Origin of the sequence: Streptosporangium brasiliense (assembly GCF_030811595.1) — a bacterium.
Taxonomy (GTDB): Bacteria; Actinomycetota; Actinomycetes; order Streptosporangiales; family Streptosporangiaceae; genus Streptosporangium; species Streptosporangium brasiliense.
The window spans coordinates 16,642-39,827 of record NZ_JAUSRB010000001.1; the positions used below are offsets into that span (position 1 = coordinate 16,642).

At 70.6% G+C, this 23,186-nt stretch carries 22 protein-coding genes; 21 read left to right on the forward strand and 1 reads right to left on the reverse strand.

Features of this window, described 5'->3' with window-relative positions:
* Nucleotides 1-2 precede the first annotated feature (2 nt).
* Nucleotides 3-1,682 carry a glycosyltransferase family 2 protein gene (locus J2S55_RS00070; RefSeq protein ID WP_306856386.1) on the reverse strand — a complete coding sequence of 560 codons (1,680 nt, stop codon included), beginning with the start codon at nucleotides 1,680-1,682 and terminating at the stop codon, nucleotides 3-5.
* 212 nt (nucleotides 1,683-1,894) lie between these two features.
* Here J2S55_RS00070 and thrC point away from each other — a divergent pair, with 212 nt between their 5' ends.
* From thrC to J2S55_RS00175, 21 genes are all read left to right on the forward strand, one after another.
* On the forward strand, nucleotides 1,895-2,953 hold the full coding sequence (gene thrC, locus J2S55_RS00075) for a threonine synthase (protein WP_306856387.1): 1,059 nt from the start codon (nucleotides 1,895-1,897) through the stop codon (nucleotides 2,951-2,953).
* A gap of 235 nt (nucleotides 2,954-3,188) precedes the next feature.
* Nucleotides 3,189-4,181: a homoserine kinase gene (locus J2S55_RS00080; protein ID WP_306856388.1), complete on the forward strand. Its 993-nt coding sequence runs from the start codon at nucleotides 3,189-3,191 to the stop codon at nucleotides 4,179-4,181.
* 465 nt (nucleotides 4,182-4,646) lie between these two features.
* Complete coding sequence (gene rho / locus J2S55_RS00085; RefSeq protein WP_306856390.1) at nucleotides 4,647-6,671, forward strand: transcription termination factor Rho; 2,025 nt, start codon at nucleotides 4,647-4,649, stop codon at nucleotides 6,669-6,671.
* Nucleotides 6,672-6,889: 218 nt separating this feature from the next.
* On the forward strand, nucleotides 6,890-8,209 hold the full coding sequence (locus J2S55_RS00090; RefSeq protein ID WP_306856392.1) for a sensor histidine kinase: 1,320 nt from the start codon (nucleotides 6,890-6,892) through the stop codon (nucleotides 8,207-8,209).
* A 12-nt stretch (nucleotides 8,210-8,221) separates the two neighbouring features.
* Entirely contained in the window at nucleotides 8,222-8,866 is a 645-nt protein-coding gene (locus tag J2S55_RS00095) for a response regulator transcription factor (protein ID WP_306856394.1), read from the forward strand.
* Between the two features lie 355 nt (nucleotides 8,867-9,221).
* Entirely contained in the window at nucleotides 9,222-9,440 is a 219-nt protein-coding gene (rpmE, locus tag J2S55_RS00100; RefSeq protein ID WP_306856395.1) for a 50S ribosomal protein L31, read from the forward strand.
* 108 nt (nucleotides 9,441-9,548) lie between these two features.
* Nucleotides 9,549-10,601 (forward strand): peptide chain release factor 1, encoded by a 1,053-nt coding sequence (gene prfA, locus J2S55_RS00105; RefSeq protein WP_306856396.1) that lies wholly within the window; start codon nucleotides 9,549-9,551, stop codon nucleotides 10,599-10,601.
* Nucleotides 10,602-10,610: 9 nt separating this feature from the next.
* Complete coding sequence (gene prmC, locus J2S55_RS00110; protein WP_306856398.1) at nucleotides 10,611-11,465, forward strand: peptide chain release factor N(5)-glutamine methyltransferase; 855 nt, start codon at nucleotides 10,611-10,613, stop codon at nucleotides 11,463-11,465.
* A gap of 81 nt (nucleotides 11,466-11,546) precedes the next feature.
* Nucleotides 11,547-12,212, forward strand: a complete 666-nt coding sequence (locus J2S55_RS00115) for an L-threonylcarbamoyladenylate synthase (RefSeq protein WP_306856400.1) — start codon at nucleotides 11,547-11,549, stop codon at nucleotides 12,210-12,212.
* 108 nt (nucleotides 12,213-12,320) lie between these two features.
* The gene (locus J2S55_RS00120; RefSeq protein ID WP_306856401.1) at nucleotides 12,321-14,069 is read left to right on the forward strand and encodes an MSCRAMM family adhesin; all 1,749 of its coding nucleotides are present in this window, start codon (nucleotides 12,321-12,323) and stop codon (nucleotides 14,067-14,069) included.
* A 16-nt stretch (nucleotides 14,070-14,085) separates the two neighbouring features.
* Nucleotides 14,086-14,466 (forward strand): hypothetical protein, encoded by a 381-nt coding sequence (locus tag J2S55_RS00125; protein ID WP_306856403.1) that lies wholly within the window; start codon nucleotides 14,086-14,088, stop codon nucleotides 14,464-14,466.
* A gap of 93 nt (nucleotides 14,467-14,559) precedes the next feature.
* Nucleotides 14,560-15,825, forward strand: a complete 1,266-nt coding sequence (gene glyA, locus J2S55_RS00130) for a serine hydroxymethyltransferase (protein WP_306856405.1) — start codon at nucleotides 14,560-14,562, stop codon at nucleotides 15,823-15,825.
* Between the two features lie 57 nt (nucleotides 15,826-15,882).
* The gene (locus J2S55_RS00135; RefSeq protein WP_306856406.1) at nucleotides 15,883-17,184 is read left to right on the forward strand and encodes a glycosyltransferase family 4 protein; all 1,302 of its coding nucleotides are present in this window, start codon (nucleotides 15,883-15,885) and stop codon (nucleotides 17,182-17,184) included.
* A gap of 152 nt (nucleotides 17,185-17,336) precedes the next feature.
* Complete coding sequence (locus tag J2S55_RS00140) at nucleotides 17,337-17,753, forward strand: Cg1360 family ATP-synthase-associated protein (RefSeq protein ID WP_306856407.1); 417 nt, start codon at nucleotides 17,337-17,339, stop codon at nucleotides 17,751-17,753.
* An 88-nt stretch (nucleotides 17,754-17,841) separates the two neighbouring features.
* Complete coding sequence (locus J2S55_RS00145; protein ID WP_306856408.1) at nucleotides 17,842-18,057, forward strand: AtpZ/AtpI family protein; 216 nt, start codon at nucleotides 17,842-17,844, stop codon at nucleotides 18,055-18,057.
* A gap of 67 nt (nucleotides 18,058-18,124) precedes the next feature.
* The gene (gene atpB, locus J2S55_RS00150) at nucleotides 18,125-18,916 is read left to right on the forward strand and encodes a F0F1 ATP synthase subunit A (RefSeq protein ID WP_306856409.1); all 792 of its coding nucleotides are present in this window, start codon (nucleotides 18,125-18,127) and stop codon (nucleotides 18,914-18,916) included.
* Between the two features lie 63 nt (nucleotides 18,917-18,979).
* Nucleotides 18,980-19,216: an ATP synthase F0 subunit C gene (atpE, locus tag J2S55_RS00155; RefSeq protein WP_184756049.1), complete on the forward strand. Its 237-nt coding sequence runs from the start codon at nucleotides 18,980-18,982 to the stop codon at nucleotides 19,214-19,216.
* A 32-nt stretch (nucleotides 19,217-19,248) separates the two neighbouring features.
* Nucleotides 19,249-19,797, forward strand: a complete 549-nt coding sequence (locus J2S55_RS00160) for a F0F1 ATP synthase subunit B (protein ID WP_306856411.1) — start codon at nucleotides 19,249-19,251, stop codon at nucleotides 19,795-19,797.
* Nucleotides 19,797-20,609 carry a F0F1 ATP synthase subunit delta gene (locus J2S55_RS00165; RefSeq protein ID WP_306856412.1) on the forward strand — a complete coding sequence of 271 codons (813 nt, stop codon included), beginning with the start codon at nucleotides 19,797-19,799 and terminating at the stop codon, nucleotides 20,607-20,609. Before J2S55_RS00160 ends, J2S55_RS00165 begins: the two co-directional genes overlap by 1 nt.
* Before the next feature lie 23 nt (nucleotides 20,610-20,632).
* A complete protein-coding gene (gene atpA, locus J2S55_RS00170; protein ID WP_306856415.1) occupies nucleotides 20,633-22,282 on the forward strand; it encodes a F0F1 ATP synthase subunit alpha in 1,650 nt (549 codons plus the stop codon).
* Nucleotides 22,283-22,285: 3 nt separating this feature from the next.
* Nucleotides 22,286-23,185 carry a F0F1 ATP synthase subunit gamma gene (locus tag J2S55_RS00175; protein ID WP_306856416.1) on the forward strand — a complete coding sequence of 300 codons (900 nt, stop codon included), beginning with the start codon at nucleotides 22,286-22,288 and terminating at the stop codon, nucleotides 23,183-23,185.
* Nucleotide 23,186: the final 1 nt, after the last annotated feature.

The window sequence follows — 23,186 nt, forward strand, 5'->3', positions numbered from 1 at the left end:
GCTCAGCCCCTGCGGATCGCGGAGCGGAACCTGGCGAGCCGGGACTTCGGCTTCCGCGTGGGCACCGTGAACCCGCCCGCCCCGGCCTGCGCGGGCTTGTCGGCCGCGCTCCGCGCCGGCCTGTCCGCCGCGGCCTGCGTGGGCCTGTCCTCCGAGGCCGCCGCGGGCCTGTCGGCGGGCCCGCCGCCGGCGGCGGCCTGCGCGGGTCTGTCCGCGGGCTTGACCGCGGGCCTGCTGTCGACCGTGGCCCGCCCCGGCCTGCCCGCCGGAGCCGGGGCGGCGGCGGCCCGGGCCGGCCAGAACTCCGCCCGCTCGCCGTGCCGTACGCCGTGGGTGGCCCTGATCGAGGCGGGGACGTCGTCGGCGCCCAGCAGGAGCGCCCTGCCCAGCGCCTCGGTCCGCTCCAGCGTCGCCGAGCCGCCGTCGCCGAGGCCGACGACGAGCATGCCGGACCGGTCGCCCTGGACCGCGGCGATCATCCGCTCCAGCGAGTCGGGCCCCAGCGGGACCGAGACCGGGCCCGTGTAGCGGAACGGGATCGGCGCGGGCGTGGCGGAGACCTCGTCGGCCAGCCGTACCCGCTCGTCGTGGGCGAAGTGCTCGCGCAGCAGCCGCAGCTCGAAGGAGGGGTCGCCGAGCACCGGGCGGCGGCCCGAGGTCAGCCGGGACCAGGGGGCGACCAGGGTGACCACCACGTCGGTCACCGACCCCTCCAGCGCCGCGCTCACCGCCTCGCGCACCGGCCTGTCGTCCTTGACCTCGCCGTCGAGGTGGAGCACCACCTCCACATACGGCACCAGCCACCGCCGGCCCCGGTCCTTGCGCAGGTCGCGGCGGAGCGGCACGCGGTGGGCGAGGTAGGGGCCGACCGCGCGGACCACCCGGTCGCGGTCGCGGCGCTGCGCCGGGAGCCCCAGGTGCACGGCCTCGGCCGCCATCTCGGGGACGAAGACCACGCCGTGCGCGGCCAGCCGGTAGGCGAACTCGGTGTCCTCGCCCCGGAGCACGTCGGGATCCACCCCGCCGACGGCGTGGAAGGTCTCCCGCAGCATCGACACCGTCGGTCCGGTGCACACGTGGTAGGGGTTGCGGCTGGTCCGCAGGCCGTCGGTGCGGGAGATGGTCTGCTCGGTGGAGCTGGCCAGCGCCTCCGACAGGTCGAAGACGGCTCCCAGCGGGCCCGTGCGCACGCCGTCGTACAGGTCGGCGGGGGAGATCTCGGGCTCCTTGAGGAACTTCTTGGCGCCGATGGCGACCAGGTAGCCGGCCAGGTGGTGCCAGCGGGCCATCGCCTCGATGTGCTCGCGGCAGACGACCATGTCGGCGTCCAGGCGGTGGATGATCCGGCCCTCGGCGAGAGCGGCCCCGGTGTTCACCGCGTGCGCGATGCCCCAGCCTCCGGGGGCGGCGGCCACGATCCTGGTGTCCGGCGGGGCGATCTCCGGCAGCCGCAGGGGCGGGTCGCTGCCGTCGTCCACCACGATCACCTCCGTGAGGTGACCGGGGTAGGTCTGCGCCGCCAGGGCGGCGAGGGTCAGGTCGAGTCTGTGCTGGCCACCGTGGGCGGGGATGACCACGCTCACCGGGAGCGCCGGATCCCATCCGCCCAGCGTGGGCGGGTCCAGGGGGGAGTAGTCGTTGTGCCGGATCGGGGGCAGGTCGATCCCCGCTCCATCCGTCATGGTGTGGCGCCCCTTGTCTGCGTTACCGCTTGTCAAGTCCTGTCAACCCTATCCCCGCATGCTTAGGGTTTCCTGTGGGCGGGCGGGGAAGTCGCCCGCGCTGTCCATTGGATGGACGGCACATCCCATCGCGTAGGCCGTTGCCCGTAGACTCGTTGCCTAACACCGCAGGTAGGACGCGCACGGTGTACCCGTGCGCGGGAGGAGCAATCATGACCAGGGCGTGGCGTGGCCTCATCGAGGAGTACCGTGACCGACTTCCGGTGACCACGGCGACGCCCGTCGTCACGCTCCTGGAGGGCGGCACGCCGCTCGTCCCGGCGCACCGGGTATCGGCCCTGACCGGCTGCGACGTCTATCTCAAGGTCGAGGGCGCGAACCCGACCGGCAGCTTCAAGGACCGTGGCATGACCATGGCCATCAGCAAGGCCGTCGAAGACGGCGCGAAGGCCGTCATCTGCGCCTCCACCGGCAACACCAGCGCCTCCGCCGCCGCCTACGCGGTCCGCGCGGGCCTGACCTGCGCCGTGCTGGTGCCCCGGGGCAAGATCGCGATGGGCAAGCTGGCCCAGGCGCTGGTCCACGGGGCCACGCTGCTCCAGGTCGAGGGCTCCTTCGACGACTGCCTGGAGATGACCAGGAAGCTGTCGGAGAACTACCCCATCGCGCTGGTCAACTCGGTGAACCCGTTCCGGCTCCAGGGCCAGAAGACCGCGGCCTTCGAGATCGTCGACGCGCTCGGCGAGGCGCCCGACATCCACTGCATCCCGGTCGGCAACGCGGGCAACATCTCCGCCTACTGGATGGGCTACACCGAATACGCCGCCGACGGCGTCTCCACCAAGACGCCCCGGATGTTCGGCTTCCAGGCCAGCGGCGCCGCGCCGATCGTCAACGGAGCGCCGGTGACCCACCCGCACACGATCGCCACCGCCATCCGCATCGGCAACCCCGCCTCCTGGCAGCTCGCCGAGGCCGCCCGTGACGAGTCCGGCGGCGTCATCCAGGCCGTCACCGACCGTCAGATCGCCGCCGCCTACAAGCTGCTGGCCCAGGAGGAGGGCGTGTTCGTCGAGCTCGCCTCCGCCGCCAGCGTGGCCGGTCTTCTCCAGGCCCACGGGCAGGGCCTCGTCGAGCCGGGCCGTCGCATCGTCTGCACGGTGACCGGCAACGGCCTCAAGGACCCCGACTGGGCCATCTCCGGGGCGCCCACCCCGGTGACGATCCCCATCGACGCCCACGCCGCGGCCACGGCGCTCGGCCTCGCCTAGCGTCCCGTGCCCGCCGTGACGGCACCGGTACGGCGGGGCGTCCCCGCGGCGCCCCGCGTCCGCCGGCGCCGTCCCGCCGTGGCGTCCCGCCCGTCCCATGCCCCGCCGTGACGTCCCGCACCAACCGCCCATCCGCGCACCGCGCCGAACAGTCAGAGCACCGCGCCGAACAGTCAGATAGGAGGAGGGGCTCCCTCCCTATGGCCAAGCCAGGGGCCTGCGCCCCAGAATTTCGATGACCGACAGCAGCAGGGTCGTCGTCCGGGTCCCGGCGACGTCAGCCAACCTCGGCCCCGGGTTCGACGCCCTGGGGCTGGCCCTCGGCCTCTACGACGAGGTCGAGGTCAGCCTGGTGGAGCCTCCGGGCGGCCCCGGTTCCCGGAGCGTCGCCATCGTGGTCGAGGGCGAGGGTGAGGGCGAGCTCGATCTGGGCGAGGGCCATCTCATCGTCAAGACGATGCGCACGACCTTCGACCGGATGGGCCTGCCACAGCCGCGCGGCATCCGGCTGCGCTGCCTCAACCGCATCCCGCACGCCCGGGGGCTGGGCTCCTCCTCGGCGGCGACCTGCGCGGGCATCCTCGCCGCGCGGGCGCTGGCCGGCACGCCCTACCCGGCCGCGCCCGGTCCGGCGGGGGCCGTCCCCGGCGGTCCGGAGGCGGCCGCCCGGTTCACCGACGACGACGTCTTCGCGCTGGCCACCGAGATCGAGGGGCATCCCGACAACGTGGCCCCGTGCCTGGCGGGCGGGCTGACCATCGCGTGGACGGACCAGTCGGACGCACCGCATATGGTGAAGCTGATCCCACACGCCGACATCCGGCCCGTGGCCATCATCCCCAGGCACCGGCTGTCCACAGAGGTCGCCCGGGGGCTGCTCCCCAAGGACGTGCCGCACGCCGACGCGTCCGCGAACGCCGGACGGGCCGCGCTGCTGATCGCGGCGCTGACCGACCGGCCCGAGCGGGAACTCCTGCTGGCCGCCACCGAAGATCGGCTGCACCAGAACTACCGCGCGCCTGCGATGCCGCAGAGCGTGGATCTGGTACAACGTCTGCGCGGGCTCGGCGTCCCTACGGTCGTCTCGGGAGCGGGCCCCACAATTCTTGCGTTTTCGACAGTGGATACGCAGGATTTGATCGCACCGGAAGTGGGTACTGATTGGCACATCCAGCCACTGGATGTCGAAACCCGCGGTGCCTGCGTTGGCTCTCCCGAGACACGCTGATGCCTCTTCGACCTTCAGGGAATAGCTGTGTGCGCTGGTGATGTTAGGCTGGTAGCCGCACCAGGTGCCCCCTTGTTGGGTGCGTGCTTGTCAGCCACACATCGCTGCATCATGTCCCACTCCGTGGGATGTGAGCGCCGCAGTGGCCTCCCCGAATCCGTCCCCTCCGAATGCTCCACATTCGGTTGGGGTAACGAGAGGCGGCGTTTGAGGGGACACGCGCGTTCGAATTACCTCGACATCTGGTTGCCGGTAGCAATCCGGGGGGTGTCCTCCAAGCCCCACCGTCGGCGAATCTCGATGGTGACGGCATGGATGTGCCCTTCTCCGACAGTGGCGGCGGTCCTCACGGGCCGTCGAGGATCGCAACGTGCAACCCGACCCGGTCTGTCCCACCGGGTTGATCGCACCACCGGGACGATTGGCTGATCGTGGCCACGCCCGACCCCTGGGAAGGACCCATTAGTGAGCGACACCACCGAACTCCTCTCCGACGCCGCCGGCGCGCCGCCGGCGGCCGGCGACACCCCCACCCGCGCCGCGGCCCGGCCGCGCCGTCGCTCCGGCACCGGCCTGTCTGCCATGGTGCTGCCTGAGCTGCAGGCCATGGCCTCCGGGCTTGGCATCAGCGGGACCGGGCGGATGCGCAAGAGCCAGCTCATCGCGGCCATCCAGGAGAAGCAGGGCGTATCACCCGAGAGCGCCCCTGCTCCCGCCGCCGCTGCCAAGGAGACTCCGCCGGCTCCGGCCGTCGCGGCCGAGCCGGTCGCCGAGCGCCCGGCCCGCAGCCGCAGGGAACGTTCCCGCCCGGCCGTCGCCGCCGAGCCCGTGGCCGAGCAGGCGCCCGCCGCTCCCGAGCCCGTGGCCGCGGCCGCTCCCGTGGTGGAGCAGCAGGCGGAGGCCGTTCAGACCGACAGCCGTCCCGAGCGTGGCGAGAGCCGTCGGGAGCGCGGCGACCGCCGCAGCCGTAACAGCGACCGTGGCGAGCGCACCGGCGACCGCCGTGAGCGCGGCGACGGCCGTGGCGACCAGCGCGCCGCCGACGCGGGCCAGAGCCGTGGTGAGCGCGGCGACCGCGGCGAGCGTAACGACCGCGGCGAGCGCGGTGAGCGTAACGACCGTGGCGAGCGCAACGACCGGGTGAACGACCGCGCCGAGCGGGGCGACCGGGGCGACCGCGGTGACCGCGGCCCGCAGAACCGTGGCCCGCAGGACCGTGGCCCGCAGGACCGCGGCGACCAGCACGGCGTCGGCGACGACGACGACCGCCGCGGCCGCCGCGGCCGGTTCCGGGAGCGCAACCGCCGTGGCCGTGACCGCTTCGACAGCAACGAGCCCGTGGTCGGCGACGACGACGTCCTGATCCCGATCGCCGGCATCCTGGACATCCTCGACAACTACGCGTTCGTGCGGACCAGCGGCTACCTGCCCGGCTCCAACGACGTCTACGTCTCCCTGGCCCAGATCCGCCGCAACGGCCTGCGCAAGGGCGACGTCGTCACCGGCGCCGTCCGCCAGCCCCGCGACGGCGAGCGCCGCGAGAAGTTCAACGCGCTCGTCCGCCTCGACACGGTCAACGGCATGGACCCGGAGCAGGCGCGGCAGCGGCCCGACTTCAACAAGCTCACGCCGCTGTACCCGCAGGAGCGGCTCCGCCTGGAGACCGAGCCCAACGTCCTGAGCACGCGGATCATCGACCTCGTCTCGCCGATCGGCAAGGGCCAGCGCGGCCTCATCGTCTCCCCGCCCAAGGCCGGTAAGACGATGGTGCTCCAGGCGATCGCCAACGCGATCACGCGCAACAGCCCCGAGTGCCACCTGATGGTCGTCCTCGTGGACGAGCGTCCGGAAGAGGTCACCGACATGCAGCGCTCGGTCAAGGGCGAGGTCATCCACTCGACCTTCGACCGCCCCGCCGAGGACCACACCACGGTCGCCGAGCTCGCCATCGAGCGCGCCAAGCGTCTGGTGGAGCTGGGCCACGACGTGGTCGTGCTGCTCGACTCGATCACCCGTCTGGGCCGGGCCTACAACCTGGCGGCCCCGGCCTCCGGCCGCATCCTGTCGGGTGGTGTCGACTCCACGGCGCTCTACCCGCCCAAGCGCTTCTTCGGCGCCGCCCGCAACATCGAGAACGGTGGCTCGCTGACGATCCTCGCCACCGCGCTGGTCGAGACCGGCTCGAAGATGGACGAGGTCATCTTCGAGGAGTTCAAGGGCACCGGCAACATGGAGCTCAAGCTCAACCGCTCCCTGGCCGACAAGCGCATCTTCCCGGCGGTGGACGTCGACGCGTCCAGCACCCGCAAGGAAGAGATCCTCATGTCGAAGGACGAGCTGCAGATCGTCTGGAAGCTGCGCCGGGTGCTCCACGCCCTGGACATGCAGCAGGCCCTGGAGCTGCTCCTGGAGAAGATGAGGGAGACCAAGTCCAACGCGGAGTTCCTCCTCCAGGTCCAGAAGACGACGGTCAGCTCCGACCGCGACTGATCACCTCGCTGTACGGCTCACGCCCCGGCCCCACGGCCGGGGCGTCTGTCGTCTCCGGGCCCTTGTGCGGGCGCACTCTTCGGGATATCCATACTTCAGGACGCCCGTCCGCCCCATCTCACCGCGCCCCGGGGTCCGGCGGGCATTTCACCGCGCCCCGGCCCCGGCGGGCCCGGACGCGGACCGTGATCGCAGCGCACGGAGCCAGAGGGGGGCGTATGACGGCCGAGACGGCGGTGGGCGGACCGGTGGCGCGCACGCCGTTGTGCCGGCGGGTGCCGCTGGGGCCGAACGGGCCGCTCGGGATGATCGTCGACCCGATGACCTGGCGCGCCGTGCCGTACCTGCTGGCGAGCATGTTCTACGGCATCACCTGCGCCGCCTTCCTGGCGTCGGCGATCCCGATCTCGCTCAGCCTGGTGGTCGTGTGGGCGGGGGTGCCGCTGGCCGCGCTGACCGCCTTCGCCTGGCGCGGTGCCGCGATGCTGGAGCGCAGGCTGCTCGGACTGGCCTTCGGCGTCACGATCCCCGACCCCTACCGCCCCTCCCGGCGCGACAACCTGTTCCTGCGCTGGAAGGACGTGTTCGCCGACCCGGCCACCTGGAAGGACCTCCTCTATCTGGTGCTGTTGGTGCCGGTGGGGATCGTGGAGTTCGTCGTCTCGGCGGTCCTGTGGTCGCTGGCACTCGGCCTGGTCCTCACGCCCACGGCCCTGCTGCTCGCCGGCGGCCCGCTGACGATCACCGACGGGGTGCTGGTCGACACCGTGCCGGAGGCGCTGCTGTGCGTGCCCGCCGGGCTGGGGATCTTCCTCGTCGCGCTCTACGCGACGCGGGGGATGGCCCGGCTGCACGGGATGCTCGGTCTCGCGCTGCTGGGCGCGGGGGAGAAGAACCTGCTGGCCGCCCGGGCGGCCCACCTGCGGGCCAGCCGGGCACGCGGGGTCGACGCGGCCGAGGCGGAGCGGCGCAGGATCGAACGCGACCTGCACGACGGCGCCCAGCAGCGGCTGCTGTCGGTCGCCATCGACCTGGGCCGGGCCCAGGCCAGGATGGACTCCGACCCGCAGGGCGCCCGGGAGCTCATCGCCCAGGCCCACGCCGGCACCAAGGCGGCGATCGCCGAGCTGCGCGACCTCGCCCGGGGCATCCATCCGGCGATCCTCACCGACCGGGGGCTGGACGCGGCGCTGTCCTCGCTCGCGGCTCGGGCGCCCGTACGGGTGGACCTGTCGGTGGAGGTCTCCCACCGCCCTCCGGCCGCCGTGGAGAGCATCGCCTACTTCATCGTGGCCGAGTCCCTGACCAACATGGTCAAGCACTCCGAGGCGACCGAGGCGTCGATCCGGGTCAGCCGGCGGGGCCAGCGGGTGGTGGTCGAGGTGCACGACAACGGGGTCGGCGCCGCGGTGCCGCGCGCCGGAGGCGGCCTCGCGGGGCTGGCGGACCGGGCCGCGACCATCGACGGCACGCTGAGCGTGGACAGCCCGCTCGGCGGTCCCACGCTGATCCGCGCCGAACTGCCCTGCGAGTGGTGAAAACTTGAGCCCATGCGGGTGGTGATCGCCGAAGACTCGGTGCTGTTGCGTGAGGGGCTCGCCCGGTTGCTGGCCGACGGCGGGATCGAGACCGTCGGGGTGGCGGGGGACGGCCCCGGCCTGGTGGCCGCGGTGGCCGAGCACGCTCCCGACCTGGCGGTCGTGGACGTGCGGATGCCGCCGAGCCATACCGACGAGGGGCTGCGCGCCGCCCTGGAGGCCAGGTCCCGGCGGCCGGGGCTGCCGATCCTGGTGCTGTCGCAGTATGTCGAGCAGCAGTACGCCACCGAGCTGATCGGCGGGGGCGCCGCGGCGGTCGGCTACCTGCTCAAGGAGCGGATCGCCGACGTGTCGGAGTTCCTCGACGCGGTGCGCCGGGTGGCGGCCGGGGGGACGGTCATCGATCCCGAAGTGATCGCGCAGCTGCTGAGCCGCCACCGCCGGGACGACCCGCTGGAGTCCCTGACCGCCAGGGAACGGGAGGTCCTGGCCCTGATGGCCGAGGGCCGCTCCAACGCGGCGGTCGCCGCGCGGCTGGCGGTCACCGACGGCGCGGTGGAGAAGCACATCTCCGGCATCTTCTCCAAGCTCGGCCTCGAACCCGCCTCCGACGACCACCGCCGGGTCCTCGCCGTCCTGGCCTACCTGGGCAGGTGAGACGGCGTCCGGCGCCGTCCACCGCCGGACACCGTCCCCACGTGTCCTGGCCGCCGGCACGGCCGGTGCCGTACAGGCGGACCTTGTCCGCTCGCTAGGTAAGGTAAATATTCGGTAAAATTACGATTTGAGCACTGGAGCCGGTGGGGCCGTTGTGACCTGTCCACAAACGCGGGCCATGCACGCGGGGAATGTCTTGTGGCCTGGGGTGGTTGGAGCATCTGGCACACTGGTAGCCGAACCGCAGCGGTTCCGGTTCCCGCCCGCGCGCACCTCAGTGTGCACACCGCGCGCAAGCCTGACAGGCGAGAGACAGTGGCGACCCGGCGACCGCGCCTTGGAGAGGACTGAAGCCATGAAGCCCGACATTCACCCGGAGTACGTGACCACCGAGGTGACCTGCACCTGTGGTAACTCCTTCACCACGCGCAGCACCGCCAAGAGCGGCGTGATCCACGCCGACGTGTGCTCGGCCTGCCACCCGTTCTACACGGGCAAGCAGAAGATCCTGGACACCGGCGGCCGGGTGGCGCGCTTCGAGAAGCGCTTCGGCAAGAAGACCACGGGCCAGTAGCCCACACTCGACGCCGGCCCGGAACCCCCCCGTTCTCCGAGGGGGCACCCGGGTCGGCGTTCGTGGTGATTAGGCAGGCTCGGAAGGGCTTTTCAGGAAGGACGCACGGTGAATCTCGACGAGCTGCTCAGTGAGTACGCCGAGCTGGAACTCAAGCTCGCCGACCCCGCCGTGCACGCCAACCCGACGCAGGCACGCACCTTCGGCAGGCGCTACGCCGAGCTGACCCCGATCGTCAACACCCATCGGGAGCTCGAAGGCGTCCGCGACGACCTGGCCACGGCCAAGGAGCTGGCGGCCGAGGACGAGGCCTTCGCCGAGGAGGCCAGAGAGCTCGAAGGGCGCGTCCCCGAGCTGGAGGACAAGCTCCGGCACCTGCTCGTCCCGCGTGATCCCAACGATGACAAGGACATCATCATGGAGATCAAGGCGGGCGAGGGCGGTGAGGAGTCGGCGCTGTTCGCCGGCGACCTCCTGCGGATGTACCTGCGCTACGCCGAGCGGATCGGCTGGAAGACCGAGCTCATCGACGCCACCCACTCCGACCTGGGCGGCTACAAGGACGTCACGGTCGCCCTGAAGGCCAGGGGCGACGAGGGCGTCTGGTCGAAGCTGAAGTTCGAGGGCGGCGTGCACCGCGTCCAGCGGGTGCCGGTCACCGAGTCGCAGGGCCGCATCCACACCAGCGCGGCGGGCGTCCTGGTCTATCCGGAGGCCGAGGAGGTCGACGTCCAGATCGACCCGAACGACCTGCGCATCGACGTCTACCGCTCCAGCGGTCCCGGCGGGCAGAGCGTCAACACCACCGACTCGGCGGTGCGGATCACGCACATCCCGACCGGTGTGGTCGCCTCCTGCCAGAACGAGAAGAGCCAGCTCCAGAACAAGGAGTCGGCCATGCGCATCCTCCGGGCCCGCCTGCAGGCCATCGCCGAGGAGGAGGCCAACGCCGCCGCGATGGCCGAGCGCAAGTCCCAGATCCGGACGGTCGACCGCTCCGAGCGCATCCGCACCTACAACTTCCCCGAGAACCGCATCTCCGACCACCGTGTCGGCTTCAAGGCCTACAACCTTGATCAGGTTCTGGACGGTGACCTCACGGCCGTCATCCAGTCCCTGCTTGACGCCGAGATGGCGGAGAAGCTCGCCGCCCACTCATAGAACGCGCCCATGACCTTTCTGCTGGACGAGATCGCCCTCGCCACCGCCCGGCTCGCCGAGGCAGGTGTGCCGTCGCCACGCACCGACGCCGAGGAGATCGCGGCATATGTCCACGGTGTACGGCGCAGCGAGCTGCACAACGTGACAGACGCGGACTTCGACGCGCTCTTCTGGGAGGGCGTCGCCCGGCGTGAGGCCCGCGAACCGCTCCAGCACATCACCGGGCGCGCCTACTTCCGCTATCTCTCCCTGGAGGTCGGGCCGGGCGTGTTCGTGCCGCGCCCGGAGACCGAGGTCGTGGCCGGATGGGCCATCGAGCGGCTGAGGGAGATGGACGTCGCCTCGCCGGTGGTCGTGGACCTCGGCACCGGCTCCGGCGCCATCGCGCTGTCCATCGCCCAGGAGATCGCGCTCGCCACGGTGCACGCGGTCGAGGTCGACCCCGACGCCTACCGCTGGGCCAAGCGCAACATCCTGGAGCACGGCCAGGGCCGGGTCCACCTGCACCCGGAGGACCTGGCCGACGCCCTGTCCGAGCTCGACGGCCAGGTGGACCTGGTCATCTCCAACCCGCCCTACATCCCGCCGGGCGCGATCCCCCGCGACCCCGAGGTGCGCGACTACGACCCGCACCGGGCACTGTACGGCTCGGGCAGCGACGGTCTCGACGAGGTCAGGGCGGTGGAACGGACCGCCAGGCGGCTGCTGCGGCCTGGCGGGTTCGTCGCCGTGGAGCACGCCGACCAGCAGGGCACCCCGGTCTATCTGATCTTCTCCGAGGACAACGGCTGGCGCGACGTCCGCAGCCGCCAGGACCTCACCCGCCGGGACCGCTTTGTCACCGCCCGTTTCGGCCAGGAATAGGATGGCACGGCGTGGGCGGGCGAGCACATGAACGCAGCAGCTTCGGCTCACTGATGACGAGCCGCCAGGTGAGGAGGCACAGTGAGCCGACAGTATGACTGCATGGACGCCGCGCAGCGGGCCGACGGCCTGACCGACGCGGCCTCGGCCGTACGGCGGGGTGAGCTCGTGGTGCTGCCGACCGACACCGTCTACGGCATCGGCGCCGACGCCTTCACCCCGGCCGCCGTCACCTCCCTGCTGGAGGCCAAGGGGCGCGGCCGGGACATGCCGGTGCCCGTGCTGGTCGGCACCGTGCGCGCCGCCAACGCCCTCGTGGAGAACCTCGGCCCCTACGGCCAGGACCTCGTCGACTCCTTCTGGCCCGGCCCGCTGACGCTGATCTGCCGCGCCAACCGGTCGCTGTCGTGGGACCTGGGCGACAGCAAGGGCACCGTCGCGATCCGGATGCCCCTGCACCCGGTCGCCCTGGAGCTGCTCAAGGAGACCGGCCCGATGGCCGTCTCCAGCGCCAACCGCTCCGGCGCCCCCGCCGCCACCACGGCGGCCGACGCCGAGAAGCAGCTCGGCGACTCGGTCGCGGTCTATCTCGACGGCGGCCCGTGCCCCGACAACGTCCCCTCCACGATCCTCGACCTGACCACGGCGGTCCCCAGGCTGCTGCGCCGGGGGGCCGTCCCGGTGGAGAAGCTGCGCGGCGTGATCGGCTACGTGGCCACGGACGCGGGCCCGGAGGCCGACGACTGACCGGCCGGTCCACGGCTTATGCCGTGATCGATGCCGTCTGATTATCATCGTGACGCCGGGCTGTCTCCCCGGTACGGTGAAGTGCGCCGACACTTCCGGGAGACGCCCATGGGCAAGTTCGACGGAATGGACCCCGAGCTGGTCCGCGATCTGCTGTCCGAGGTCAAGCAGGCGGTCACGCGGATGCGTGACGCCGAGGGCCGGATCACCCAGCTGATGAGCGGGGCGGGGCTCTCCTCGCAGTCGGCCCACCGTCCGTCGCAGGTCGCCGACGCGTGCGAGGTGATGGTCCGCGACGTCTCCGCCCGGGTGGCGCTGCTGGAGAAGAAGATCAAGCAGGAGGCGGCGCCCGCGGCCGAGCCGAGGGCCGGGGAGCCGAAGACCGCCGACCCGGGCTCCGAGGCGGACGGGAAGTCCGAGCCCCGGCCGACGACGCCGAAGGCCGAGGATCTGAAGCCTGCCGTCCCCAGGGGCGACGAGGGGCCGCCGGCGCGCGAGCACCCCCAGGCCGACCGGCCGAAGGACGGCTCGGAGCCGGACCCCAGGCCCGATCCCAAGCCCGACACCGGCTCCAAGGGCGACGAGTCGTCCCCCCGGGACACCGGGTCCAAGGGCGACGAGACGCCATCCCGCGAGACCGGGTCCAGGGGCGACGAGACGCCATCCCGCGACACCGGCTCCGACTCCAAGGGCGGCACCGGATCCAAGGGCGATGAGACCTCTCCGCGGGACGGGGGGCCCACCTCCGACAGGTCCGGGGACGACGACGGTTCCCGCAAGGTGAACGTCTACGACCCCCGGATGGAGAACGTCTCCGACAACGGTTCCGACCTCAAGCCCGACACCGGTTCGAAGGGTGATGAGACCTCTCCGCGGGACGGGGGGTCTGTCCCTGATGGGTCGGGGGAGGGTTTCGATCCTCCGGTGGAGAATGTCAGCGATGACGGTCCGGGGGTGGGTTCGGAGGACGGTGCCGGTTCTGATTTCAAGGACGGCACGGGTTCGAAGGGTGATGAGACCTCTCCGCGGGACGGGGGGTCTGTCCCTGATGGGTCGGGGGAGGGTTTCGATCCTCCGGTGGAGAATGTCAGCGATGACGGTCCGGGGGTGGGTTCGGAGGACGGTGCCGGTTCTGATTTCAAGGACGGCACGGGTTCGAAGGGTGATGAGACTTCTCCGCGGGACGGGGGCTCCGCCTCCGACGGCGACATCCTGGACACCGCGCGGAAGGACCACCCCGACGACATCGACCAGCGCGGCGACATGAAGCCGAGGGTCGTGGCGGTGGACGGCGTGCCGGTCCTCCAGGTCCCCCTCGACTCGCCCACGGCGGCGGAGGTCGCCGAACTGCTGAAGAACATCGAGGACATCCCGCCGCTGGAGATGCCCGGCGCCGACGGCGGCTCCGACACCGCCGCCCGGCCCGACCGGATCGAGCCCCGCACGGCGCCGCCGTGGACCGACTCCGGCGTCCCCGTCCCCGACACGGCCGACCTGGACCAGGCGTTCCAGCCGCCGGACGGGCAGGAGAGCGGCACCCGGTCGGCCGGGAACGCCCCCGGGAGCGCGGAGACGCGGCCCGCCGTCGGCCAGGCGGCCGCGTGGCAGGCCGACGGCGACGTGGTCTCGGTCCAGGCGGACCCGCCGAGCGTCGAGGCGCTCAAGACGCTGGCCGACAACGCGCGCGACGTCGAGCCGGTGGACATGCCGAGCGTGCGGGTGCCCGACGGCGAGACGTGGGGCGAGGGCGCGTGGGCGCCCATGGACGTCGGGCCGGACGGCCCGGCGGGCGACGTGGATCCGGGAGACCCGCTGCGGCCGGTCCCGCCACCCGGCGGACGGTCGGGCGGGCAGTGAGCGTGAGGAGCCTGTGATGTTCGTGGATCCACCAGCACCGCAGCCGCTGCAGCCGGGAGAGACCCCGCCCGCCTCGGGGAGTCTCGGCCTGCCCTCCCCCGACAGGGCCACCTCGTGGGAGTTCAACCCCGACTACCAGCGGCTGGTCACGATGTGGCGGCAGGTGCTCCCCGCCCTCGACGACCTGGCGGCCAGCCTCGACCGGGCCTACCAGCTGGCCAGGAGCCGAGACGTCTGGGACGCCCCGGTGTCGGGACGCTACGTGAAGGAGATGGCCGAGTGGCGCACCCGCCTCGGCCTCTACCGGCAGGCGATCCTCACCTCGATCAGCGACCAGGCGGCCGACACCCCGAGGTGGGTGCCCGCCAACGCCGGGGCCCCGCACGCGTTCTCGTGACGGCGCGTTCCGGTGATGGCGCGCCCCTGGCCTCGGAAAGCGGGGGCGTCCGGGCTTAAAGTGGGTTGAGTCGTCATCCCCGGGATGTGAGCCATGGGCGCAGAGCCGTACTACGGGCCCGACTTCGGGCTCCTGCACAGGCGGGACCCAGAGGTCGCGCGCGTGCTCCTCGACGAGCTCGACCGGCTCCGCGGCGGCCTCCAGCTCATCGCGAGCGAGAACTTCGCCTCGCCCGCCGTGCTCGCCGCGCTCGGATCGACGCTCACCAACAAATACGCCGAGGGATATCCCGGCAGGCGCTACTACGCCGGCTGCGAGGTCGTCGACCGGGCCGAGCGGCTCGCGATCGACCGGGCCAAGCTGCTGTTCGGCGCCGACCACGTCAACGTCCAGCCCCATTCGGGCGCCTCGGCCAACCTGGCCGCCTACGCCGCGCTGCTCCAGCCGGGCGACACGGTGCTGGCCATGGAGCTGTCACACGGCGGCCACCTCACCCACGGCTCCCGGGTCAACTTCTCCGGCCGGTGGTTCGACGTCGTCGCCTACGGTGTGCGCCGGGACACCGAGCTGATCGACTACGACGAGGTCAGGGAGCTGGCGCTGCGGCACCAGCCCAAGATGATCATCTGTGGCGCCACCGCCTACCCGCGGGAGATCGACTTCGCCGCCTTCCGGGGGATCGCGGACGAGGTCGGCGCCTGGCTGCTGGCCGACGTCGCCCACACCATCGGCCTGATGGCCGGGGGCGCGCTGCCGTCGGCCGTGCCGTACGCCGACGTGGTCACCTTCACCACGCACAAGGCGCTGCGCGGCCCGAGGGGCGGCGGCATCATGTGCACGGGGGAACTGGCCGCCAAGATCGACCGGGCGGTCTTCCCGTTCATCCAGGGAGGCCCGCTGATGCACGCGGTGGCGGCCAAGGCGGTGGCGTTCGGCGAGGCGCTCCAGCCGGAGTTCGCCGACTACGCGCGCCAGGTGGTGGCGAACGCCCAGGTGCTGGCCGACGCGCTGGCCGCCGAGGGCATGCGGCCGGTCTCCGGCGGCACCGACAGCCATCTGGCCCTGATCGACCTGCGCGACATGGGGATCACCGGCGCGGTGGCCGAGCGGCGGTGCACCGCCGCGGGGATCACGCTGAACCGCAACGCGATCCCCTACGACCCCGAGCCGCCCACGGTGACCTCCGGCATCCGGGTCGGCACCCCCTGCGTCACGACGCAGGGGATGGGGCCCGAGCAGATGAAGGAAGTGGCCTCGATGGTGGCGCAGGTCATCCGAGACCCTGACGCAGTAGGAGAGATCCGGCAGCGGGTGACGGCGCTGACGGAGACCCATCAGATTTATCCCAGCGAACTATGAGCTGTTCTGTGTCGTTTTCCGGTCACAGCTGGCCGGACTATCCGCGAAACTAGGTCCGTGCGCGAATACCTACTCATGGCGCTGGTGGCGGCGGCGGTGACCTATCTCCTGGTCCCGCTGATCCGCGTGTTCGCCATCCGCATCGGTGCGATGCCAGAGGTCCGTGACCGTGATGTGCACACCACCCCGACGCCCAGACTCGGCGGTCTGGCCATGTACGGCGGGCTCGTCGCCGGCCTGCTGATCGCCAGCCAGTTACCCTACGCCGGGGGCAGGCTGGCCGAGGGCAAGACCGTGATCGCGCTGATCGCGGCGGGCGGCCTGATCACCCTGACCGGTTTCCTGGACGACTGGTGGGGGATGGACGCCCTCATCAAGCTCGCCGGGCAGGTCGGCGCCGCGGGCGTCCTGGTCGCCTTCGACGTCAGCCTGCCGTGGCTCCCGCTGCCCAGCTCGCTGGGCGGCCAGGTCATCCTCGACTCCACGCTGAGCCCGCTGATCACGATCCTGGTCGTGGTCGTCATGATCAACGCGGTCAACTTCGTCGACGGGCTGGACGGCCTGGCGGCCGGGATCGTCGGCATCGCCGCCATGGCCACCTGGACCTACTCCATCGTCCTGTCCAAGGACTACGCCGACACCAGCATCAACGTCACGGCGGCGATCGCCTCGGTGCTCATCGGCATGTGCCTCGGTTTCCTGCCGCACAACTTCCACCCGGCGAAGATCTTCATGGGCGACACCGGGGCGATGCTGATCGGCCTGGTCCTCGCGTCCACGATGATCACCATCACGCCGCTCGACTCGACCAGCATCAACCGCTTCCCGGTGATCCTGCCGATGCTGGTGCCGGTCGCCATCCTGGTGCTCCCGCTGCTGGACCTGATCATGGCGGTGGTCCGGCGCACCTCCAACGGCCTGTCGCCGTTCGCCCCCGACCGGGGCCATCTGCACCACCGGCTGCTGGACATCGGCCACTCGCACCGGCGCAGCGTGCTGATCATGTACACCTGGACGTTCCTGTTCGCCTTCGCGGTCGTGGCGATGTCCGTCGAGGGCGTCCCTCTCGTGCTGTTCCCGCTCACGGTGCTGCTGGCGGTGGGTGTGCTGGTGATGATGGCGCTGCCGCGCTGGCGGGCGCGCAAGGGCGGCAACGGCGGCGGCGGGATCCAGGCCGGCGGGCGGCACATCCGCCCCGGCGGGGGGCCGGCCCAGGAGCAGGCCCGTCCGCTCCCGCCGGAGCCGTCCGGCCCCCGGTCGGCCGCGGCCGACGGCGACACCGCGGTCCGCTCCGTGCTGCCTGACCTGTCACTTACCGCTCCCAGTCCGGGTTTCTCAACCCCTGAGACGCTGCGTTGAACACCTCCTGGAAACCTCTTGATCGTTTACTTGAAACGGCAGGTAAAGGCGCTCTTCCGTGAGCTTGTGATAGCTTTCACTAGCAGCCGCTCAACAGGATGAGCCCTGCAAGGTAGCAATCGCTCGCTTGATAACAGTTACTTGGAGTGCCGATGCAGGCCAACGACGTACGCCTCTTGAAGGGGGCGGCCATACCCACACTGCTGGTGGGCCTCGTCGTGGTCGTCGTCGCCGCCCTCGTGGCCGGAGGCAAGGGGGCGCTGGGCGCGGCGATCGGGGCCCTGGTCGTCTGCGCCTTCTTCACCCTCGGCATCGTCGCGGTCTCCTACGCCAGCCGCGTCTCGCCCATGGCGATGATGACGGCCGCCGTCGTGGGTTACGTGGTGAAGATCATCATCGTCATGGGCCTGCTGAAGGCGTTCGAGGACGTCACCGCGTTCGAGCCCAGGGCCTTCGGCTGGGGCGCCGTCGCGTGCACCGTCGCCTGGACCGTCGGCGAGATGCGGGGCTTCATGAAGCTCAAGATGCTCTACGCCGACCCCGACGGCAAGACCCCTGGGTCGAGGTGATTCCCGATGAGGCGTAGTATCTCGCTCGCCGGGATGACCGGGCCCGATATGACTAGTCCCCGCCGCGGCTGCTATCGTCATGCCCGCGATGAGCGAAAAGAAAATCCGGCCCGAGGACGACGGCCGCGACTTCGCCAGCGCCGCCTGGTCGATCCCCAGCTATCTGCTTTCCGGGATGCTCCTGTACGGCGGTGCCGGCTGGTTGCTGTCCAAATGGACTGGCGTGGTCGCCTTCATGCCGATCGGGTTGATCCTCGGAGTCGCTCTCGCCGTCTACCTGGTCTACCGGAAGTACGGTCGCTAGCCTTCGGCGGCGGTCGCTTCGCTGACGAAGCCATTTCGATCCACTACCACGCTGAAGGGAACGCCGCGTGAGCACGCTGACGCTCCTCGCTTCCGGGGACGAGTTCACGGCCCCGGGCCTCGAACTCTTCGACTCCCCCCCGATCATCCCAGGCGTCGACTGGTTCACGAAGCCGGTTCTGCTGGCGCTCCTGAGCACGCTCATCGTCGTGGCCTTCTGCTGGTCCGCGTTCGCCAACCCGAAGATCGTGCCCCGGGGCGTCCAGAACGTCGCCGAGATGGGCTACATGTTCGTCCGCGACCAGGTCGCCCGGCCGTTCCTCGGCAAGGACGCCGACCGGTGGATGGGCCTGCTGCTCAGCATCTTCTTCATGGTCTGGATCTGGAACCTGATGGGTGTCGTTCCCGTCCTGCAGTTCCCGGTCGCCTCGCACATCGCCTTCCCCATCGTGCTGGCGCTCAGCATCTACTTCCTCAAGATCTACCTGGGCGTCAAGCACCAGGGCGCGGTCGGCTACTTCAAGAACATGATGTTCCCGCCGGGACTGCCCAAGCCGATCTACGTGCTGCTGGCCCCCATCGAGCTCCTCTCGAACATGGTCATCGCGCCCTTCACCCACGCGGTGCGACTGTTCGCCAACATGTTCGCCGGTCACATCATCCTCGCGTTCTTCAGCCTCGTCGGCTTCTGGTTCCTCTTCGAGAAGCTCACACCGCTGGGCGCCCCGCTCGGCGTGGTCGGCGTCATCATGACGATCGCCATGACCGGCTTCGAGATGTTCATCCAGTTCCTGCAGGCGTTCCTCTTCGCAATGCTCGCCGCGATGTACATCGGCAACTCGCTCCACGCCGAGCACTAAGACCAACCTCGAATAGTCCAGACCGGTGGACGACCCACCGGCCGATCCGTAAAGGAACACACAATGAGCGTCCTCGCTGAGGTCACCGGCTCCCTCTCCAACCTCGGCTCGATCGGTTACGGCCTCGCCGCGATCGGCCCCGGCATCGGCGTCGGCATCATCTTCGGTCAGGGTGTGCAGGCCATCGCCCGTCAGCCGGAGGCCTACGGCCTGATCCGCCAGAACATGCTGCTCGGCTTCGTTCTGACCGAGGCGCTGGCCCTGATCGGCCTCGTCGCGCCGTTCATGTTCCGCGGCTAAGACGCATCAAAACCTGACGGAAGGCTGCACACATGATTCAGGCAGCTTCGCTCCTGGCAGCGGAGGAGGGGGGCAACCCCCTCATCCCACACACCTACGAGCTGGTCGTCGGAGTCTTCGCGTTCCTCGTCGTCCTCGTCGTCGTCGGTAAGATCCTCACCCCGCGCATCCAGAAGACTCTGGTCGAGCGGACCGAGGCCATCGAAGGCGGCATCCAGAAGGCGCAGGACGCGCAGGCCGAGGCCCAGGCGCTGCTCAAGCAGTACAAGGACCAGCTCTCCGAGGCTCGTCACGAGGCTTCCCGCCTGCGTGAAGAGGCTCGTGAGCAGGGCGCGCAGATCAAGGCGGAGCTCCGCGAGGAGGCGCAGGCCGAGGCCCGCCGTCTCGTCGAGGCGGCCCACGCCCAGATCGAGGCCGACCGCCAGCAGGCGTTCGCCCAGCTCCGCGCCGAGATCGGCCGTCTGTCGACGGAGCTGGCCAGCCGCATCGTCGGTGAGTCCCTTGAGGACGAGGCGCGCCAGCGCCGCACCGTCGACCGGTTCCTTGAGGAGCTCGAGTCGAGCAGCGCGGCGGTCCGCTGATGCTGAGAGGTCTGAGCAGGGCTTCGCTGGCCGAGGTCGAAGAGCGCTTCAACGCCGTTGCGGGAAGCGCGGACCTCGGCTCGCTGGCCGACGAGCTCTTCGCGGTCGCCGACCTGTTCGACCGTGAGCACGGGCTCCGCCGCAATCTGTCCGACCCCGCCCGTCCGGTGGCCCAGAAGGCGCAAGCCGTACGGGCCCTGCTGGAGGGCAAGGTCAGCGACGCCGCGCTGGAGACGGCCACCGCGGCCGTGTCCGCCAAGTGGGCGCGCTCGGGCGACCTGGCCGACGCGCTCGAGCGCCTCGGCGTCATCGCCGCCGCGGCCGAGGCCGAGGCGCAGGGCAGGCTCGACGACGTCGAGGACGAGCTGTTCCGGTTCGGGCGCATCGTCGCCTCGAACCTGGAGCTGCACCGGTCCCTGACCGACCCCGGCGCTCCCCTGCAGGCCAAGCAGGAGCTGCTCGGCTCCCTGCTCGGCGGCAAGGTCGCCCCCGCCACCCTCCGTCTGGTGACGCAGCTCGTGGTGCATCCGCGAGGACGTAGCCTGGACAGAGGACTTGAGGAGTTCGGCAACCTGGTCGCCGCCCAGCGGCAGCGCCTCGTCGCGGTGGTGCGCAGCGCTGTCGAGCTCTCCGAGGAGCAGAAGCGGCGTCTCGCCACGTGGCTGCGCACCTCGTATGGCCGCGACGTTCATCTGAACGTCGAGGTGGATCCGCGAGTGCTCGGAGGGTTCTCGGTTCAGATCGGGGACGACCTCATCGACACCACCATCGCGGGACGAATCGAAGAAGTCCGCCGCCGGTTGGCCGGCTAGGCGAATAGGGAGACTGAAGAGAGATGGCGGAGCTTACGATCCGGCCGGACGAGATCCGGGACGCGCTTGAGCGCTTCGTCCAGGCGTACGAGCCGGAAGGCGCCGCGCGCGAGGAGATCGGGACCGTCGTCGACTGCGGCGACGGCATCGCCCATGTCTCCGGCCTTCCCTCGGCGATGGCGAACGAGCTGCTTGAGTTCGAGGACGGCACGCGTGGTCTGGCACTGAACCTGGATGTCCGGGAGATCGGTGTCGTTATCCTGGGCGACTTCAGCAAGATCGAGGAAGGCCAGTCGGTCCGCCGGACGGGCGAGGTCCTGTCCGTGCCGGTCGGCGACAACTTCCTCGGCCGCGTGGTCGACCCCCTGGGCAACCCGCTGGACGGCAAGGGCGCCATCGAGTCCGAGGGCCTGCGCCCTCTGGAGGTTCAGGCCCCCTCCGTCGTCCAGCGCCAGCCGGTGAAGGAGCCCCTGGCCACCGGCATCAAGGCGATCGACGCCATGACCGCGATCGGCCGTGGCCAGCGCCAGCTGATCATCGGTGACCGTGGCACCGGCAAGACCGCGATCGCCGTGGACACCATCCTCAACCAGCGGGACAACTGGCTCTCCGGCGACCCCAGCAGGCAGGTCCGCTGCGTCTACGTCGCCGTCGGCCAGAAGGGCTCGACGATCGCCCAGATCAAGGGCCGCCTGGAAGAGGCGGGCGCGCTGGAGTACACCACCATCGTCGCCGCTCCGGCGTCCGACCCGGCTGGTTACAAATATCTTGCCCCCTACACCGGCTCGGCCATCGGCCAGCACTGGATGTACCAGGGCAAGCACGTCCTCATCGTCTTCGACGACCTGACCAAGCAGGCCGACGCCTACCGCGCGGTCTCCCTGCTGCTGCGCCGCCCGCCGGGCCGTGAGGCCTACCCCGGCGACGTCTTCTACCTCCACTCCCGTCTGCTGGAGCGCTGCGCGAAGCTCTCCGACGAGATGGGCGCGGGCTCGATGACGGGTCTGCCGATCATCGAGACCAAGGGCAACGACGTCTCGGCGTTCATCCCGACCAACGTCATCTCCATCACCGACGGCCAGGTCTTCCTCGAGACCGACCTGTTCAACGCCGGCGTCCGCCCGGCGATCAACGTCGGTGTCTCGGTCTCCCGCGTCGGCGGCTCGGCCCAGACCAAGGCGATGCGGAAGGTCGCCGGAACGCTGCGCCTTTCGCTGTCGCAGTACCGCGACCTGGAGGCCTTCGCCTCCTTCGCCTCCGACCTGGACGCCGCGTCCAAGGCACAGCTGGAGCGGGGTCAGCGTCTGGTCGAGCTGCTCAAGCAGCCCCAGTACAGCCCCTACCCGGTCGAGCGGGAGGTCGTCTCCATCTGGGCCGGCACCACCGGCGAGCTCGACGACGTCCCGGTCGAGGACATCCGCCGCTTCGAGGCGGACTTCCTCGACTACCTGGCCCGCGAGAACAAGGGCATCTTCGACGGCATCCGCGAGACCAAGGAGCTGTCGGACGACACGGTCACGGCTCTCAAGGACGCGATCACCGAGTTCAAGAAGACCTTCGAGACCTCGGCGGGCGAGCTGCTGGTCAACGAGGAGCCGGTCGCGGCGCTCGGTGCCGAAGAGGTCGGCCAGGAGAAGATCACCAAGCACGTCCGCACGGCTGAGAAGAAGTAGCCGATGGGTGCCCAGCTAAGACTGCTGCGGCGGCGGATCAAGTCGGTCAAGTCCACCGCGAAGATCACGCGCGCCCAGGAGCTCATCGCTTCGTCGCGCATCGTGCGGGCTCAGCAGCGGATGCAGGCGGCGGTGCCGTACGAGCGCGAGATCACTCGCGCCGTCACGGGCGTCGTCAGCAACACCGCCAGCGTCGACCACCCGCTGACGGTGGCGAAGGCGCAGCCGGCCAAGGCGGCGGTGCTCGTCGTCACCAGCGACAGCGGCTTCTGCGGCGGCTTCAACGCGAACATCCTGCGTGAGGCCGAGGCGCTCAGCAGCCTGCTGCGGGGCAAGGGCATCGAGCCCGTGCCCTTCGTGACGGGCCGCAAGGGCGTCGCCTGGCACAGCTTCCGGGGTCGCACGATGGGCGGGCAGTGGACGGGATTCTCCCGTAAGCCCGCCTACGCCGACGCCAAGGAGATCGCCGACGCGCTGATCGAGTCGTTCTCGGCCGAGGACGGGGTGGACGAGATCCACATCGTCTCCACCCAGTTCGTCTCGATGCTGACGCAGGAAGTCGTGGTCAAGCGGATCCTGCCGCTGGAGGTCGAGGAGACCACCGAGGCTCCGGACACGCCGCTGCCCTACTTCGAGTTCGAGCCCAGCGCCGGCGCCGTGCTCGACACGCTGCTGCCACGTTATGTGGAGTCGCGCATCTTCACCGCGCTGCTCCAGTCGGCGGCCGCCGAGGAGGCCTCGCGTCGCCGGGCCATGAAGTCGGCGACCGACAACGCCAACGAGCTCATCCGGGTCTTCACCCAGCAGATGAACCAGGCTCGTCAGGCCGAGATCACCCAGGAAATCAGCGAGATCGTCGGTGGCGCCAACGCGCTGGCTGACGCCGCAGCGGGGAAAGAGTGAA

What these genes read in the sequence shown, in the direction of transcription:
- J2S55_RS00070 (WP_306856386.1), bottom strand. Translation starts at nt 1,682, where the DNA reads ATGACGGATGGAGCGGGGATCGACCTGCCCCCGATCCGGCACAACGAC.
- thrC (WP_306856387.1), top strand. Translation starts at nt 1,895, where the DNA reads ATGACCAGGGCGTGGCGTGGCCTCATCGAGGAGTACCGTGACCGACTT.
- J2S55_RS00080 (WP_306856388.1), top strand. Translation starts at nt 3,189, where the DNA reads ATGACCGACAGCAGCAGGGTCGTCGTCCGGGTCCCGGCGACGTCAGCC.
- J2S55_RS00090 (WP_306856392.1), top strand. Translation starts at nt 6,890, where the DNA reads ATGACGGCCGAGACGGCGGTGGGCGGACCGGTGGCGCGCACGCCGTTG.
- J2S55_RS00095 (WP_306856394.1), top strand. Translation starts at nt 8,222, where the DNA reads ATGCGGGTGGTGATCGCCGAAGACTCGGTGCTGTTGCGTGAGGGGCTC.
- rpmE (WP_306856395.1), top strand. Translation starts at nt 9,222, where the DNA reads ATGAAGCCCGACATTCACCCGGAGTACGTGACCACCGAGGTGACCTGC.
- prmC (WP_306856398.1), top strand. Translation starts at nt 10,611, where the DNA reads ATGACCTTTCTGCTGGACGAGATCGCCCTCGCCACCGCCCGGCTCGCC.
- J2S55_RS00120 (WP_306856401.1), top strand. Translation starts at nt 12,321, where the DNA reads ATGGGCAAGTTCGACGGAATGGACCCCGAGCTGGTCCGCGATCTGCTG.
- J2S55_RS00125 (WP_306856403.1), top strand. Translation starts at nt 14,086, where the DNA reads ATGTTCGTGGATCCACCAGCACCGCAGCCGCTGCAGCCGGGAGAGACC.
- glyA (WP_306856405.1), top strand. Translation starts at nt 14,560, where the DNA reads ATGGGCGCAGAGCCGTACTACGGGCCCGACTTCGGGCTCCTGCACAGG.
- J2S55_RS00140 (WP_306856407.1), top strand. Translation starts at nt 17,337, where the DNA reads ATGCAGGCCAACGACGTACGCCTCTTGAAGGGGGCGGCCATACCCACA.
- J2S55_RS00145 (WP_306856408.1), top strand. Translation starts at nt 17,842, where the DNA reads ATGAGCGAAAAGAAAATCCGGCCCGAGGACGACGGCCGCGACTTCGCC.
- atpE (WP_184756049.1), top strand. Translation starts at nt 18,980, where the DNA reads ATGAGCGTCCTCGCTGAGGTCACCGGCTCCCTCTCCAACCTCGGCTCG.
- J2S55_RS00160 (WP_306856411.1), top strand. Translation starts at nt 19,249, where the DNA reads ATGATTCAGGCAGCTTCGCTCCTGGCAGCGGAGGAGGGGGGCAACCCC.
- J2S55_RS00165 (WP_306856412.1), top strand. Translation starts at nt 19,797, where the DNA reads ATGCTGAGAGGTCTGAGCAGGGCTTCGCTGGCCGAGGTCGAAGAGCGC.
- atpA (WP_306856415.1), top strand. Translation starts at nt 20,633, where the DNA reads ATGGCGGAGCTTACGATCCGGCCGGACGAGATCCGGGACGCGCTTGAG.
- J2S55_RS00175 (WP_306856416.1), top strand. Translation starts at nt 22,286, where the DNA reads ATGGGTGCCCAGCTAAGACTGCTGCGGCGGCGGATCAAGTCGGTCAAG.